This window comes from Phenylobacterium aquaticum (assembly GCF_022695515.1).
Classification (GTDB): Bacteria; Pseudomonadota; Alphaproteobacteria; order Caulobacterales; family Caulobacteraceae; genus Phenylobacterium; species Phenylobacterium aquaticum.
In genome coordinates this window covers 13,345-27,096 of sequence record NZ_JALDPT010000007.1, presented here as the reverse complement: position 1 = coordinate 27,096, position 13,752 = coordinate 13,345, and the positions used below count along the sequence as shown (strand labels likewise).

The 13,752-nt window shown below is 68.6% G+C and carries 11 protein-coding genes; 5 read left to right on the top strand and 6 right to left on the bottom strand.

Features of this window, described 5'->3' with window-relative positions; genetic code table 11:
* Nucleotides 1-7: 7 nt before the first annotated feature.
* Nucleotides 8-1,816, bottom strand: a complete 1,809-nt coding sequence (locus MQH10_RS07040) for a sodium:solute symporter family protein (RefSeq protein ID WP_242563359.1) — start codon at nt 1,814-1,816, stop codon at nt 8-10.
* An 82-nt stretch (nt 1,817-1,898) separates the two neighbouring features.
* Between MQH10_RS07040 and MQH10_RS07035 the strand changes: the two genes are divergently transcribed.
* Nucleotides 1,899-2,300, top strand: coding sequence for a GFA family protein (locus MQH10_RS07035; protein WP_242563358.1), 402 nt, complete (start codon nt 1,899-1,901; stop codon nt 2,298-2,300).
* On the opposite strand, the gene MQH10_RS07030 is transcribed toward MQH10_RS07035, so the two are convergent.
* Nucleotides 2,297-3,391 (bottom strand): phosphatidylinositol-specific phospholipase C1-like protein, encoded by a 1,095-nt coding sequence (locus tag MQH10_RS07030; RefSeq protein ID WP_242563357.1) that lies wholly within the window; start codon nt 3,389-3,391, stop codon nt 2,297-2,299. The two genes, MQH10_RS07035 and MQH10_RS07030, sit on opposite strands and share 4 nt — an antisense overlap.
* Before the next feature lie 130 nt (nt 3,392-3,521).
* Between MQH10_RS07030 and MQH10_RS07025 the strand changes: the two genes are divergently transcribed.
* Entirely contained in the window at nt 3,522-5,372 is a 1,851-nt protein-coding gene (locus MQH10_RS07025; protein WP_242563356.1) for an ATP-binding protein, read from the top strand.
* 3 nt (nt 5,373-5,375) lie between these two features.
* On the opposite strand, the gene MQH10_RS07020 is transcribed toward MQH10_RS07025, so the two are convergent.
* Entirely contained in the window at nt 5,376-5,885 is a 510-nt protein-coding gene (locus tag MQH10_RS07020) for an NUDIX hydrolase (protein ID WP_242563355.1), read from the bottom strand.
* A gap of 180 nt (nt 5,886-6,065) precedes the next feature.
* Here MQH10_RS07020 and MQH10_RS07015 point away from each other — a divergent pair, with 180 nt between their 5' ends.
* Nucleotides 6,066-7,688: an EAL domain-containing protein gene (locus tag MQH10_RS07015; protein WP_242563354.1), complete on the top strand. Its 1,623-nt coding sequence runs from the start codon at nt 6,066-6,068 to the stop codon at nt 7,686-7,688.
* 13 nt (nt 7,689-7,701) lie between these two features.
* Here the strand turns inward: MQH10_RS07015 and MQH10_RS07010 are convergent, their stop codons facing one another.
* Complete coding sequence (locus tag MQH10_RS07010; protein WP_242563353.1) at nt 7,702-9,525, bottom strand: DUF885 domain-containing protein; 1,824 nt, start codon at nt 9,523-9,525, stop codon at nt 7,702-7,704.
* 271 nt (nt 9,526-9,796) lie between these two features.
* Between MQH10_RS07010 and MQH10_RS07005 the strand changes: the two genes are divergently transcribed.
* Entirely contained in the window at nt 9,797-10,807 is a 1,011-nt protein-coding gene (locus tag MQH10_RS07005; RefSeq protein ID WP_242563352.1) for a fatty acid desaturase, read from the top strand.
* 103 nt (nt 10,808-10,910) lie between these two features.
* The gene (locus MQH10_RS07000; RefSeq protein ID WP_242563351.1) at nt 10,911-12,545 is read left to right on the top strand and encodes an AMP-binding protein; all 1,635 of its coding nucleotides are present in this window, start codon (nt 10,911-10,913) and stop codon (nt 12,543-12,545) included.
* Here MQH10_RS07000 and MQH10_RS06995 read toward each other — a convergent pair.
* Nucleotides 12,542-13,039, bottom strand: a complete 498-nt coding sequence (locus tag MQH10_RS06995) for a hypothetical protein (protein WP_242563350.1) — start codon at nt 13,037-13,039, stop codon at nt 12,542-12,544. The two genes, MQH10_RS07000 and MQH10_RS06995, sit on opposite strands and share 4 nt — an antisense overlap.
* The gene (locus MQH10_RS06990) at nt 13,036-13,629 is read right to left on the bottom strand and encodes a response regulator (protein ID WP_242563349.1); all 594 of its coding nucleotides are present in this window, start codon (nt 13,627-13,629) and stop codon (nt 13,036-13,038) included. Before MQH10_RS06990 ends, MQH10_RS06995 begins: the two co-directional genes overlap by 4 nt.
* Between the last annotated feature and the right edge of the window lie 123 nt (nt 13,630-13,752).

Below are 13,752 nucleotides of genomic sequence, written 5' to 3'. Positions count from 1 at the left end.
GCCGATCTCACCAGAAGACGAGGTTGAGGACGAGGGTGGCGCCGAGCACGATCGCCCCCAGCACCACCGGATTGCGCAGCCAGCCGCCGCCGGGTTCGTCAAGCTTGGGCGTCAGGCTGTAGACCAGGCCGACCAGCTCGCCCTCGGCGCGGGGACGGGTCGCCAGGCTGCCGGCGATGGTGAGGCCGAAGCACAGGCTCCAGGCCCAGATCGCGGTCCAGAAGTTCTGAGCCATCTCGCTGGGATAGGTGTGGACCACGGTCAGCCAGCCGCCCTTGATCCCCGGAACCGAGCCGAGCGGCAGGGTCAGGCCATGGTGGAGGGCCGCGCCCGCCGTGCCGAGCACCAGGCCCCAGAAAGCGCCGTGGCCCGTCGCCCGCTTCCAGAACATGCCGAGCAGGAAAGTCGCGAAGACCGGCGCGTTCACGAAGGCGCATATCAGCTGGATCAGATCCATGATGTTGTTGAACTGGCTGGCCATGTAGGCCGCGCCGACCGACAGAAGGATGCCCACCGCGGTCGTCAGCCGCCCGACCGCCAGATAGTGGGCGTCGCTGGCCTCGGGCTTCAGATAGGCCTGGTAGAGATCATAGGTCCAGACGGTGTTGAAGGCCGTCACATTGCCGGCCATGCCCGACATGAAGCTGGCCAGCAGGGCGGTGAGGCCCAGGCCCAGCATGCCGGTCGGAAAGGTGTGGATCAGCAGGTTGGGGGTCGCCAGGTCGTAGTCGAGCTGGGGCTTGCCGGCGGAATCCAGCATCGGCTTGCCGCTGGCCGAGTCGAGCTTGACCGGGATGACGGCGGCGGCCTGGACATGGCCGGGCCCCGCGGCCTGGGCCGGGGCCATGGCGGCGGTGGTCAGGGTGAGCGCGGCGAGGCCCGGGATGATCACCAGGAACGGGAAGAACATCTTGAAGCCGGCGGCGATCAGCGGCGTGCGCCGGGCCGAGGCCATGCTGTCGGCCGCCATGGCCCTCTGAACCACCAGGAAGTCGGTGCACCAGTAGCCGAAGGACAGGACGAAGCCCAAGCCCATGACCAGGCCGAAGCCGTCGACGCCGAGGCGGTTGGTCGCCGGGTCGCCCATGCCCTGCCAGGCATGGGTGTAGGCGGGACCGAGCGTCGCCTTGATCCCCTCCCAGCCGCCGGCGCTCTTCAGGCCGAACCAGGCGAGCGGCGCGAAGCCGGCGACGATCAGGAAAAACTGCAGGACCTCGTTGTAGATCGCCCCTCTCAGGCCCCCCATGTAGATGTAGACGAGCACCACCAGGGCCGAGGCCAGGATGGCGGCGTGGAAGATCCAGGTCTGGGGCAGGCCCGCCGCCGCGAAGGGCGCGTCCAGCACGTGCAGGGTCTGGATCAGCTTGGCCATGGCGTACATGGAGACGCCCGAGCCGATGATGGTCATCACCGCGAAGCTCAGCGCATTGAAGGCCCGCGTCTTCTCGTCGAAGCGCATGCGCAGATATTCCGGCGCGGAGCGGGCCTTGGAGCCGTAATAGAACGGCATCATGAAGACGCCGATGAACACCATCGCCGGGATGGCCCCCAGCCAATAGAAATGGGCGGTGGCGATGCCGTACTTGGCGCCCGAGGCGCCCATGCCGATCACCTCTTGCGCGCCCAAATTGGCGGAGATGAAGGCCAGGCCGCAGACCCAGGCCGGGATCGAGCGCCCGGCCAGGAAGAAGTCGGTTCCGCTCTTGGTCTTGCGCGCGGCCAGCCAGCCGACCAGCAGGACCACAACCAGATAAAGGCCCAGGATCAGGCCATCGATGGCGCCCAGATGCACGTCGTCCCCCCGCGCGTTTTGCAAGGATAGTTCGACTGCGCCGGGCGACCCGTCAAATCCGTTGCGCTAGAAGGCCCCGTTCAGTCCCCTCCGCGGAGCGTTTCCCATGACCACCGGCTCCTGCCTCTGCGGTTCGATCCGCTTCGAGATCACCGGCCCACTGCCCGACATCCAGATCTGCCACTGCGGCGCCTGCCGCAAAGCGCAGGGCGCACCCTTCGCCACCAACCTGCCGGTGGCGGTGGCGGATTTCCGCTTCACCTCCAGCCAGGAGACCCTGCGAGCCTATGAAAGCTCGCCGGGCAAGGAACGGGTGTTCTGCAGCCAGTGCGGCTCGCCGATCTTCAGCCGCGCCGTCGCCGTTCCCGGCGTGGTGCGGGTGCGGGCCGGGACGCTGGACGCACCGGTCGCCGCCCGGCCGGCGGTGCACAATTTCGTCGGCTCCAAGGCCGACTGGTGGGAGATCACCGACGCCCTGCCGCAGAACCTCGAACGCCAGCCGACCTAGGGCTTCGGGTCCAGCCGCGCGACCCCGCCGCCCGGCAGGTGCGCCTCATAGGAACTGAGGCGCGCGTCGGGGCTCATATAGTCGGTGGAGACATACTGGGCGCCGGACGCGAAGGCCGCCGCCTGGCGGGTGCGGTCATTGCTGCGGGCCTCGACGGTATCGGCGTCGGCGCGGGTGCGCACGATCAGTCCCGCCTTGACCGCAGCCTTGATGCGGTCGGCCAGTTCGATCGGCTCGTTCAGGGTGATGTAGCCGGCTGCGGGCGAGGTCTCCTCGACATTGACGAACATCACCCGGCCCTCCAGCGACTTGCGCTGGCCCCGATAGAGACTGGTCTTCTCCGGCCCCTCGTCCATGGCGAACATGACCTTGCCCCGCGCCGCCTTGAGCTTCGGCCAGCCCGCGGACGCCACGGCCTCGCGCAGGGTGGCGGCCTTGCCCTGGACCTTGTCGGGGGTGATCAGCTCGGCCTCGGGAAACACCGAGCGGATCTCGGCGTCGATGGAGTCCATCGCCTTGGCGTCGAAGGGCAGCAGGGGGACGGCGCCCGGAAACGGGATGTTGTCGTCCTTGAGGTTCATGATGATCAGGATCGGCACGTGGTTGCGGTGCGCCCGCGACCAGGCCCGGATCTCGGTCAGGCAGCCGACGAAGGTCGGACAGACGCTGCGATAGTCGATGTCGGGCACATGCATGACCTTCAGGCCCGGCGCCATCATGGGGGCGGAGTCATAGGGCGCCTGGGCCGCGTCCTTGGCGAGCTTGAGCCCGAGCGGCGAAGCGTAGCGCCCCCCTTGCGGGTCATAGACATAGTCCAGCTCCAGCTGGCGGGCGCCGGCGTTGAGCTGCTCGGTCAGGGGCGGATGGCTGTAGTCGAGGCCGGCGGCGGTCTTGGGGCTGAGGGACTTCAGCATCGCCATCTCGGCCGGGGCGATGGCGGACTTATAGCTGTTGTGGGTGCCGATCACCTGCATGGCGTTCATGGGCAGGGCGTCAACCAAGCCGGCCGTGCAGCCGGGGGCGCCGGAGGGGCGCTCAAGGTCGCAGCCCGAGCCCAGGACCGCCGCCGCAGCCAGCATCGCAAGCATCATCCGTCCCGCTCCCCAACAGCCTTCGTCTTTGGTTGCAAGGAGCCACGTAACCACCCGCTTGCAAAGGATTTTTCAATACCTGGCATGCGAAGCGTGGGTGTGCAGTCAGAATGACTACCCAAGGACCCCAATGGTCGACGCCCCGGACGCCGCCACCCCCGCCACGCTGCCCAGCTGGACGATCACGCCGTCCGACAAGGGCCTGTTTCGCAGGGTGCTCGAAAACCATATCCAGGGGCTCGGGCTCGCCACCGCCTTCGACATCGCCGCCAGCCTGATCTTCGCGATCATCGGCCATCCCTGGATGGCCCTGGTCATGGCGCCGGCTTGCGTCACCGCCGATGTCGCCCTGCGCCTGCTCTATCGCCGCTGGCTCGCCACGGCGGATACGACCGACAGCGCGGTCGGCCTGAAGCGGCTTTCCAATTGCGTGCTGGTCCGCGGGATCGTGACCCTGTCGGCCCCGGCCGCGGTCATGCTGATGAGCCCGCAGCCGGCGGACCTGGTCTATCTGGGCCTGATCGCCAGCGGCCTGCTGCTGGTCGGCGTGATCCAGTCGGTGCTGGCGCCTCAGATCTTCCGCCAGGCGGTGATCCCGCCGATGACCGCCCTGGGCGTCCTGGTCCTGGCGGTGCAGGGCCGCAGCGCGGACCTGGCCCTGTTCGGGGCTCTGGCCTGGCTGGGCATGATCGCCGCCCTGATCGGCAAGATGGCGACCCGCACCAAGGACGACCTGCTCGACCGGCAGGACGAGAAGAACCGGCTGATCGACCACCTGACCACCGCTCGCGACGCCGCCGAGACGGCGCGTGAGGAGGCCCGTCGCGCCAGCCTGGCCAAGTCGACCTTCCTGGCCACCATGAGCCACGAGATCCGCACCCCCATGAACGGGGTTCTGGGCATGGCCCAGCTGCTGCAGCGCTCCGACATGACGCCGGCCCAGCGCCAGCAGGTCGAGACCCTGATCAAGAGCGGCGAGCTCCTGATGGTCATCCTCAACGACATTCTCGACCTGTCGAAGATCGACGCGGGCCAGATGGAGATCTCCAAGACCTCCTGCGACCTGCGCACCCTGCTGGCCGAGATGGAGGCCTTCTGGGCGCCGACCGCCGCCGAGCGGGGCCTGGCCCTGAGCGTCGAGGTGGCCGAGGCCGTTCCCGCCTATGCCGCGCTCGATCCCCGCCGCGTGCGCCAGGTGCTGTTCAACCTCGTCGGCAACGCCCTGAAGTTCACCCGCGAGGGCGGGGTGTCGGTGACGCTCACCTGCGCGGACGACGAGCGCCTGGTCTTCGCGGTGTCCGACACCGGGGTCGGCATCGACGAATTCGACATGCCCCACCTGTTCGAGATGTTCAGCCAGGCGGACGCCACCGATGTGCGCCGCTTTGCGGGCGCGGGCCTCGGCCTGGCGATCTGCAAGGAGCTGTCCAGCCTGATGGGCGGTTCGGTCTCGGTGGACAGCGTGCTGGGCCAGGGCTCGACCTTCCGGCTCAGTCTGCCGCTGGAGCGCACGGATGCGCCGGCCCAGGGCGACCTGGCCGCCCAGGCGATCACCGAGGAAGAGGCCCCGGTCCTGTCGATCCTGGCCGCCGACGACAACCCGACCAACCTGATTGTTCTGGAACAATTGCTGGGCGCCATGGGCTTCGTGGTCCGCAAGGCGGCCGGCGGCCGCGAGGCGCTGGAGGCCCTGACCTCCCAGGCCTTCGACCTCGTGCTGATGGACATCCAGATGCCGGAAATGACCGGGATCGACGTGCTGCAGGCCCTGCGCGCCGCCCCCGGCCCCAATCGCGAGACCCCGCTGATCGCGGTGACCGCCGACGCCATGACGCTGGGCGCCGAGCGCTACACCGAGCTGGGCTTCGCCGGCTATGTCACCAAGCCCGTGCAGGTGCAGAACCTGGTCTCGGCCATGATGGCGGCGGTCGCCAATCCGGACGAGGACGAGCCGGGCGCCGAGGTCGCGGCCTCGGCCTGAGGCTCACGGGACGCGCGGCACGGTGATGACCAGGGGTTCGGCCGGATAGCGGCCGGCCAGGACATCGGGCAGCAGCTCCAGGAAGCGTTCGGGATAGATCCGCTCCTCGGTGCGCAGCAGATCCTCGAAGGCCCACCAGCGCAGGTCATCCACCAGATCAACCTCGTGCGCCTCCCAGCCCGCGCGGCTGGCCTCGCCGCCGGCGCAACGGGCGACGACATAGGTCTCGCGGAACAGCACCCGCTCGCCGCTGGCCAGAACGCCCGCCCCCTCGCGCAGCCAGACCACCGGGCCGAGCTCGACCTCGGTGAAGCCGGTCTCCTCGGCGATTTCGCGCAGGGCGCCGGCCTCCAGGCTCTCGCCCGGCTCCAGACCGCCGCCGACGGTGAACCAGGCGCTGCTGCCCTGGGGTCGGTTGGGCAGCCGCCCCTTCATCAGCAGGATACGATCCTGGGCGTCGAACAACAGGACCCGGGCGGTGGGACGGTGGCGCAGGCTCGCAAGGTCGGACATGGGCGCAGCAAGCCCTGCCCCCGCCGGGAAATCAACCGCCGCGGCCAGTGAGGCCTCTGCGCCCCGTTTCGGGTTACAAATGCGACGTCTCGACGCAGGGTTGCGCCACTAAACCACGGAACTTCAACTGGAATTTAAGTCTGTTGACCGATGGTCTCCGGAAACCTCAGGAACCCGCCCTTGTCGCTCGCATCGCATCGACTGCTCGGCTTCGCCTTCGCGAGCGCCGACCTGCTGCTGGAAGTGGCGACGAACGGGACCATCGCGGTAGCGATCGGCGCCAGCGAGGCGATCTCCGGCGCGCCCGAGACCGTGGTCAATGGCCGCCCCTGGAAGGAATTCATCGACGCCCGCGACTGGCCCATGGTCCAGGCCCTTTTCGACGGCTCGACGCCCGGACGCCGTGGCGGTCCGGTGGTGGTCTCCCTGGCGGCCACTGGCGGACCGGAGCGCGCGGCGGCCCTGTCGACCTTCTGCCTGCCGGGAAATGATGGGGCGATCTCGTGCGCCCTCACCCGCGCCGCGCCCAGGACGACCCACGGCCTGCACGACAAGTCCTCGTTCGAGGCGGTCACCTCCACCCTGTTCGAATCCGCCCAGCAGACCGGGCTCGACCTCGAACTGTCGCTGGTCGAGATGGGCGGTCTGGCCGCCCTGCGCCAGAAGGTCGGCCCCGACGCCGCCAAGACCCTGGAAGAGCGCCTGACCGGCATCCTGCTGGCCCAGAGCTATGGCGGGGCCGCGGCCCAGCTGACCGAGGACCGCTTCGCCCTGGTGCGCCAGCAAGGCGAGCCCGCCGACGGCATGACCAAGCGGGTGCTGAGCCTGCTGGCGCTCGCGTCTGACGAAGTGCTGACCCCCCAGGCCTCGTCGATCCCGCTCCGCGTCGACGCCGCCAGCCCCGGCCAGGCGATCCGCGCCATCCGCTATTCGCTGGACACCTTCATCAAGGACGGCCTGCCCGGCGTGCCGCCCGGCACCCTGGACGACGCCGTCACCCAGTCCGTGAAGCGGACCCTGAGCGAGGTCAGCGTCCTGCAGAAGGCGCTGAACGGCCGTGACTTCCGCCTGATCTACCAGCCCGTCGTCGACCTGAAGGCCAATTCCAAGCTCCACCACCACGAGGTCCTGGTGCGGTTCGGCGACGACGCCAGTCCGTTCCCGATGATCCGCATGGCCGAGGAGCTGGACCTGATCCAGCTCTTGGACATCGCCGTGGTCGAACGGACGGTGCAGAAGCTGATGGCCGACACCTCCGCCCACCTGGCGGTGAACGTCTCCGGCCGGACCATCGTCAACGCCGACTTCATGGGCGCGGTGAAGCGTCTGCTGGCCGCCTATCCGGCCGCCAAGAAGCGGCTGATGTTCGAACTGACCGAAAGCTCGGCCATCGACGACCTGGGCCAGGCCGATCGCCACCTGCAGATGCTGCGCGCCGAGGGCTGCCTGGTCTGCCTGGACGACTTCGGGGCCGGCGCGGCCTCGCTCGCCTATCTCCAGCACCTGTCGCTCGACATCGTGAAGATCGACGGCCGCTATATCCGCGACATCGAACACGGCGGCCGGCAATCGACCTTCATCAAGCACCTGGTCAACATGTGCGGCGAGATGGGGGTCAAGACGCTCGCCGAAATGGTCGAGAGCCCCGAGGCCGAGGACGCCGTGCGCAAGGCCGGCGTCGACTACGCCCAGGGCTGGCTCTACGGACCCGGCGCCGACTCCCCCCAGCCGCCGATCAACCTGGCCGCCCCCGCCGGCCGCCCGGCGGCCCGACGGGTCGGGGCCGTCGAGGGCTGGGGCTGACCGGGCCCCAGGCTCAGGCCTGGGTCGCCAGCCACTCCGACATGTGACGCTCCAGCACGGTCATCGGCATGGAGCCGGACAGCAGGGCCGCGTCGTGCCAGGCCTTCAGATCGAACCGGGCGCCGAGCTTGGCCTTGGCCGCGTCGCGGACCCGGTTCCAGACCGTATGGCCGACCTTGTAGCTGCAAGCCTGTCCGGGCGAGACGCAATAGCGCTCGACCTCGCGCTGGGCGCGGCTGCGCGGATAGCCGGTGACGCTGACCATGTAGTCGGTGGCCTGATCGCGGCTCCAGCCCTTGGCGTGGATGCCGGTGTCGATCACCAGGCGTGAGGCGCGGAACAGCAGGGACTGCAGATATCCGGCCTGGCCCAGGGGATCGCCCTCATAGACGCCGATCTCGTCCGCCAGCTGCTCCGCATAGAGAGCCCAGCCTTCCGAGAAGGCCGAGAAGCCGCCCCCGGTGCGCCGGATGATCGGGATCTTCGTGCTCTCCTGGGCCAGCGCGATCTGCAGGTGATGGCCAGGCACCGCCTCGTGATAGACGAGCGTCGGCAAATTGTACTTCGGCCAGTCGTGGGTCTCCTTCAGGTTGATGAAGAAGTTGGCCGGGCGCGAGCCGTCCAGGGCCGCGCCCTGGTAGTGGCCGTTGGCGGCGCCGTCCTGGATGAAGGCGGGCACCCGCTTCACCTCCACCTTGGCCTTGGGCAGGGTCGCGAAGGCCAGGGGCAGCTTCTTGTAGATCTCGCCGATCTGGACATTGAGCGCCGCCAGCAGGGCCGCGCGCCCCTCGTCGGTGTTGTCATAGAGCTGGTCGGGGCGGTTGTTCAGGCTGGTCAGGCGTTCGGCCACCGTGCCGGTGGTCAGGCCCTGGCCCTTGAGGATGGTGTCGAGGCGCGCGGAGATCTCCGCGACCTGGGTCAGGCCCATCTGGTGCACCTGGTCCGGGGTCAGGTCGGTGGTGGTCGAGGCCCGCACCGCATCCTGATAATAGGCCGCGCCGTTCTTCAGCTTGCCGATCCCGGCCTGGCTCGTGGCCTTGGCGCGGGCGGCCTGGACCGCGGCGATCTGGCGGTCGAGGGCGGGGAAGATCTCCTCGGCGACGATCTTGGCCGCGGGGGTCGCATAGTCGCCCGCAAGGCCGGCGGCCTTGGCCTTGGCGACCAGGGACGTGACCATGACCGTCTTCTCGGGCGGCTGGTCGCGCAGGGCCTTGAGCTGGCCGAGGGACAGGTCGCAGACGAAGTCGGGCGGCACGACGCCGGCGGCGACGTCGGACTTCATGCGGTCGAGGTCCTGGTCGAGCGCGCCGGAGAAGGCGTGCAGGCGCGACAGCCACGCGTCGGCGTCCGCGGCGGTGACGATCTTGTGCTGGTTGTCCAGGAAGTCGGGGACCGACTGATAGACCCCGGTCTGCTGGCTGATCACATAGGGGCTGAAGCGGCCGCCGGCTGAGCCGAACTTGTACTTGTCGCCGGCGTTGAGCGCCGTCTGGTTCTGATAGAGCACCACGTCCAGATCGACCTTGGCGGCGTCGGACAGGGCCTCGCGCTTGATGGTCTTCAGCGCCGCGACTCGGCCGCGGACGGCTTCCAGGCGACGCGCCCGGCCGGCAGCGGAGTTGTCGTCCAGCTGGCCCTTGAGGGCCGCGCGCGCGCCCTTGTCGAGGCCCAGGCTGGTGGCGCGCTGCGGGCTCTCATCGACCTGCGCCTCGAACATCTGGTCCAGCATGGCCTTCAGCCGCGCGTCCTCGCCGGTCTGGGCGAAGGCCGGAGCGGCGGTGAGTAGGGCGGCGCCCGCGCTGGTCGCGAGAAATGAGCGACGGTCAATTTGATGCATTAAATCAATATCCTGAACAATATAACTCATGTTACGGCTTCATCGGCCCCGCCTGGGCAGGGACGTCACAGCTGTTACACGACCCTAGGGGCCGCCCGCCGGAGCCGGCAAGGCGAGGGCCTCTGGGCGGACATTAATTCTCCGTAATGCGGACCTATCGTCGCAAGTCTGAGCGCGGACGCCCCGGGACTGGTCGAAATAACCGTTTCGTCGCATATGCCTCCTATAGAGGGCCATACGGCCGCTCCCTCCGACGAAAGCCTGCCCGCACGTGACGACCTCTCCCGACTGGACCCGACGCCTGGCGCCCTACAAGCAGGCGAGCCTCGGTCGCAGCGTCTTCGAACTGACCCTCACCGCGGCCCCCCTCTGCGCCCTCTGGGGCCTGGGCTGGATGGCCTTCAAGGCCGGCTGGTGGGGCGCGGCCCTGCTGCTGACCGTGCCGGCCGCCGTCTTTCTGGTGCGGCTGTTCATGATCCAGCACGACTGCGGACACGGCGCCTTCTTCGAGGCCAAGGCGGCCAATGAGTGGGTGGGGCGCGCCATCGGCGTGCTGACGCTCACCCCTTACGACTACTGGCGCCGCACCCACGCGATCCACCACGCGACCTCCGGCAATCTGGACCGGCGCGGCCTGGGCGTGATCGAGATGCTGACGGTCGAGGAATATCTCGCCCTGCCGCCGATCCGCCGCCTGGGCTATCGGCTCTATCGCAATCCGCTGGTCATGTTCGGCCTGGGGCCGGCCTTCGTGTTCTTCATCCAGCAGCGGATCCCCGTGGGCCTGATGCGCGAGGGCTGGCGGCCTTGGGTTTCCACCCTGGGCAATAGCCTGGCCGCCCTGGTCGGCTGCGCCCTGCTGGTCTGGCTGGTGGGCCTGGCCCCCGTCCTGATCATCAATGCGCTCACCCTGCTGATCGCCGCGACCATCGGGGTGTGGCTGTTCTTCGTGCAGCACCAGTTCGAGGGCGTGGCCTGGGCCCGCCATTCCGACTGGCAGCGCGAGGACGCCGCCCTGCGCGGCAGTTCGCACTATGACCTGCCGCCGGTCCTGCGCTGGCTGACCGCCAATATCGGCATCCACCACGTCCACCACCTGTCGAGCCGCATCCCCTTCTATCGGCTGACCGAGGTGCTCTCGGACCACCCGGAGCTGAAGGGCGTCAGCCGCATCGGCCTGCGCGAAAGCCTCAGGTGCATCCCCCTCGCCCTGTGGGACGAGGCGGGCCAGAGGCTCGTCTCCTTCGGCGAATTGCGCCGCCGGGCGCGCCTCACCGCCTGAGGAAACATTCCCCTAGGTCAGCCTCCCCTCGCGTCACCGTTGACTAAGACGGCCGGCCCGACGCCAACTGCCGCCCAAGCATAACAAGCCTAGGGAGGCAGCCATGAGCGCGTGGCTATTCGCGGACGTCTGGGAAGCCATTGCAGCCGTCCAGCCCGACAGACCGGCCCTGATCCAGGGGGAGCGGGTGGTGACCTGGGCCCAGTTCGACGCCCGCGCCGACGCCCTGGCCGCGCGCCTGGTGACCGCCGGGGCCGGCGCCGACGGCAAGGTCGCGGCCTATCTCTACAACGGGCCGGAATATCTCGAGGTCTATTGCGCGGCCTTCAAGGCGGGCCTGGACCCGATCAACACCAATTACCGCTATGGCGGCGAGGAGCTGGTCTACCTCTTCGACAACGCCGACGCCGAGGTGGTGGTCTTCCATGCGGGCTTCACCGAGACCCTGGAAGCCGTCCGCGCCCGCCTGCCCAAGGTGAAGCTGTGGATCGCGGTCGCCGAGCCGGGCCACCCGGCGCCGGCCTGGGCCGAGGACTATGAGACCCTGGTCGCCAAGACGCCCGCCCAGCGGCCGGTGAAGGCCCCCTGGGGCCGTTCCCCCGACGATCTGGTGCTGCTCTACACCGGCGGCACCACCGGCATGCCCAAGGGCGTGATGTGGCGGCAGGACGACCTGTTCAATGTGCTGGGCGCCGGCGGCAACGCCGCCCTGGGCATCGCGCCCGCGACCTCGATCCCCGAGCTGATCGCCCGCATCCAGGGGCCCGAGCACCTGCGGTCCACGATGATCACCGCCGCGCCCCTGATGCACGGGACCGGACAGTTCTCAGCCTTCATCTCGCTGATCGGCGGCGGCACGGTCTGCACCCTGCCCTCGCGCAAGTTCGACGCCATCGAGCTGTGGAACGAGGCCGAGCGGCTGAAGGCGACCAATATCGTGCTGGTGGGCCTGGCCTTCTCCACCCCCATGCTGGAGGCGCTGGAGGCCAACCCGGGCCGCTGGGACCTCTCCAGCATCCGCTCCATGAGCTCGTCGGGCTCCATGTGGAGCCAGGAGAACAAGCGCGGCCTGCTGAGCCATATCCCGGGCGCCATGATCGCCGACAGCTTCGGCTCGTCGGAGGCCGTGGGGCTGGGGGCGTCGGCGTCCGCCGCGGGGGCCGAGGCCCAGACCGCGGCCTTCATGCTGGGCCCGAACACGGCCGTGTTCACCGAGGACGGCCGGCGCGTGGAGCCGGGTTCCGGCGAGCGCGGCCTGGTGGCGGTCTCCGGCTTCCTGCCGATGGGCTACTACAAGGACGAGGAGAAGAGCGCCAAGACCTTCAAGATCATGGAGGGCGTGCGCTGGTCGGTGCCGGGCGACTTCGCCGAGGTCAATCTCGACGGCACCCTGAAGCTGCTGGGCCGCGGCTCTCAGTGCATCAACACCGGCGGCGAGAAGGTCTTCCCCGAGGAAGTCGAGGAGGCGCTGAAGACCCACGCCCATGTCCGCGATGCGGTGGTGGTGGGTGTGCCCGATCCGCGCTTCGGGGAGCGGATCTGCGCGGTGGTGGAGCCCGAGGGCGCCCACGACCTGACCCTGGCCGAGATGACCGAGCACGTGAAGGCCCAGCTCGCTCACTACAAGGCGCCGCGGGAGCTGGTGGTGGTCGATTCGATCGGCCGCGCCCCCAATGGCAAGGTCGACTATAAGGCCGTGAAAGCCCGGGCCCTGGAGGCCCTGGGGGTCAAGGCCTAGGTGTCGGAGGCCGCCTCGGCCTCGCCCTTGGCCTGGGCGGCCGCCGCCTGACGATCCTGCTTCTCGACGACCTTGGTCAGGCCCTCGAGAATCTGGGCCCGCTCGTCCGGACTGGCTTCGGAGCGGTGCAGCATGCGCATCGAGGCCAGGTGCACCTGGACGCTCAGCGGATTGATCTTGCCGGTCTCGCTCGCCCGGTCGATCAGGTCGCAGAGCGAGCGCGAGGCCTGGGCCAGGCTTTCGTCGGTCAGCACGGCGCAGGCCGAGATCACCCGGGTCGAGGCCTTGTACATCTCCTCGATGTCGTAGTCGGCCTGGGCCGCCAGCGCGTCCATGGCGGCCATGGCGGCGTCGATCTCGCTGAGGAACTCCTCGCGATGCTCGTCGATCACGGCCTGACCGCGCTTGATGGCCTCGCCGACATGCAGGCCGCCCGCCTTCTGGATCATCTCGGCCAGCCGGGGCTTCACGTGGTATTTCTTTACGACGCTCATAGCGCGGCCTTCTGTGCGACGATCATATTGTTGAGTTCATCCTGGCTCATGTTCGGCTCCTGAGCCGCGCCGATCTCCACCGGCTTGTCGTCCCTGCGCCGCCCGTCCGGGAATTCCGCCGGCGGCCCCATCTGCTTGAAGCGCCGGTCGGGGCCCACATAGCTGTCGGTCTCGATGAACACCCGGTTGGCCTGGGCCACCCAGAAGATGCGCTGCAGGATGACCGTGGGGGTGATGGGCTTGGCGATGATGAAGTTGGCGCCGCAGTCGCGGGCCTTGATCACATGTGATTTGCGGGTGTGGGCCGTGACCACGATGGTCGGGGTCAGGCGTCCGGCGTCCCCGCCCTCGCGGCGCAGCCAGTGGACGAATTCGTAGCCGTCCATCACCGGCATCTGGCCGTCGGTGAGGATCAGGTCGAAGACCCGGCGCTTGCAGACCTCGACCGCCTCCATGGCGCTGGTGCAGCGCACCTGGTCGCGCAGGCCGAAACTGGCGAGCACGCTCGACAGCAGGTCGAGCGCCTGCTGGTTGTCATCGATCACGAGGGCTGTCGCCTTCTCGAGATTGATCTTGGTCGTACTCTGCATGGCCCCCGGCCCAGGTCGCGCAGGCAAGCCTCGCGCAGCCCTCTTTGGTTAAGGCGCGGAAGTAAATTTCCGGTTCCGCTTTGCCGAGGCCGACCCGAATTGGGCGCCTGCGAGACAATTCGC

What these genes read in the sequence shown, in the direction of transcription:
- MQH10_RS07030 (WP_242563357.1), bottom strand. Translation starts at nt 3,391, where the DNA reads ATGATGCTTGCGATGCTGGCTGCGGCGGCGGTCCTGGGCTCGGGCTGC.
- MQH10_RS07000 (WP_242563351.1), top strand. Translation starts at nt 10,911, where the DNA reads ATGAGCGCGTGGCTATTCGCGGACGTCTGGGAAGCCATTGCAGCCGTC.
- MQH10_RS07035 (WP_242563358.1), top strand. Translation starts at nt 1,899, where the DNA reads ATGACCACCGGCTCCTGCCTCTGCGGTTCGATCCGCTTCGAGATCACC.
- MQH10_RS07010 (WP_242563353.1), bottom strand. Translation starts at nt 9,525, where the DNA reads ATGCATCAAATTGACCGTCGCTCATTTCTCGCGACCAGCGCGGGCGCC.
- MQH10_RS07025 (WP_242563356.1), top strand. Translation starts at nt 3,522, where the DNA reads ATGGTCGACGCCCCGGACGCCGCCACCCCCGCCACGCTGCCCAGCTGG.
- MQH10_RS07020 (WP_242563355.1), bottom strand. Translation starts at nt 5,885, where the DNA reads ATGTCCGACCTTGCGAGCCTGCGCCACCGTCCCACCGCCCGGGTCCTG.
- MQH10_RS06990 (WP_242563349.1), bottom strand. Translation starts at nt 13,629, where the DNA reads ATGCAGAGTACGACCAAGATCAATCTCGAGAAGGCGACAGCCCTCGTG.
- MQH10_RS06995 (WP_242563350.1), bottom strand. Translation starts at nt 13,039, where the DNA reads ATGAGCGTCGTAAAGAAATACCACGTGAAGCCCCGGCTGGCCGAGATG.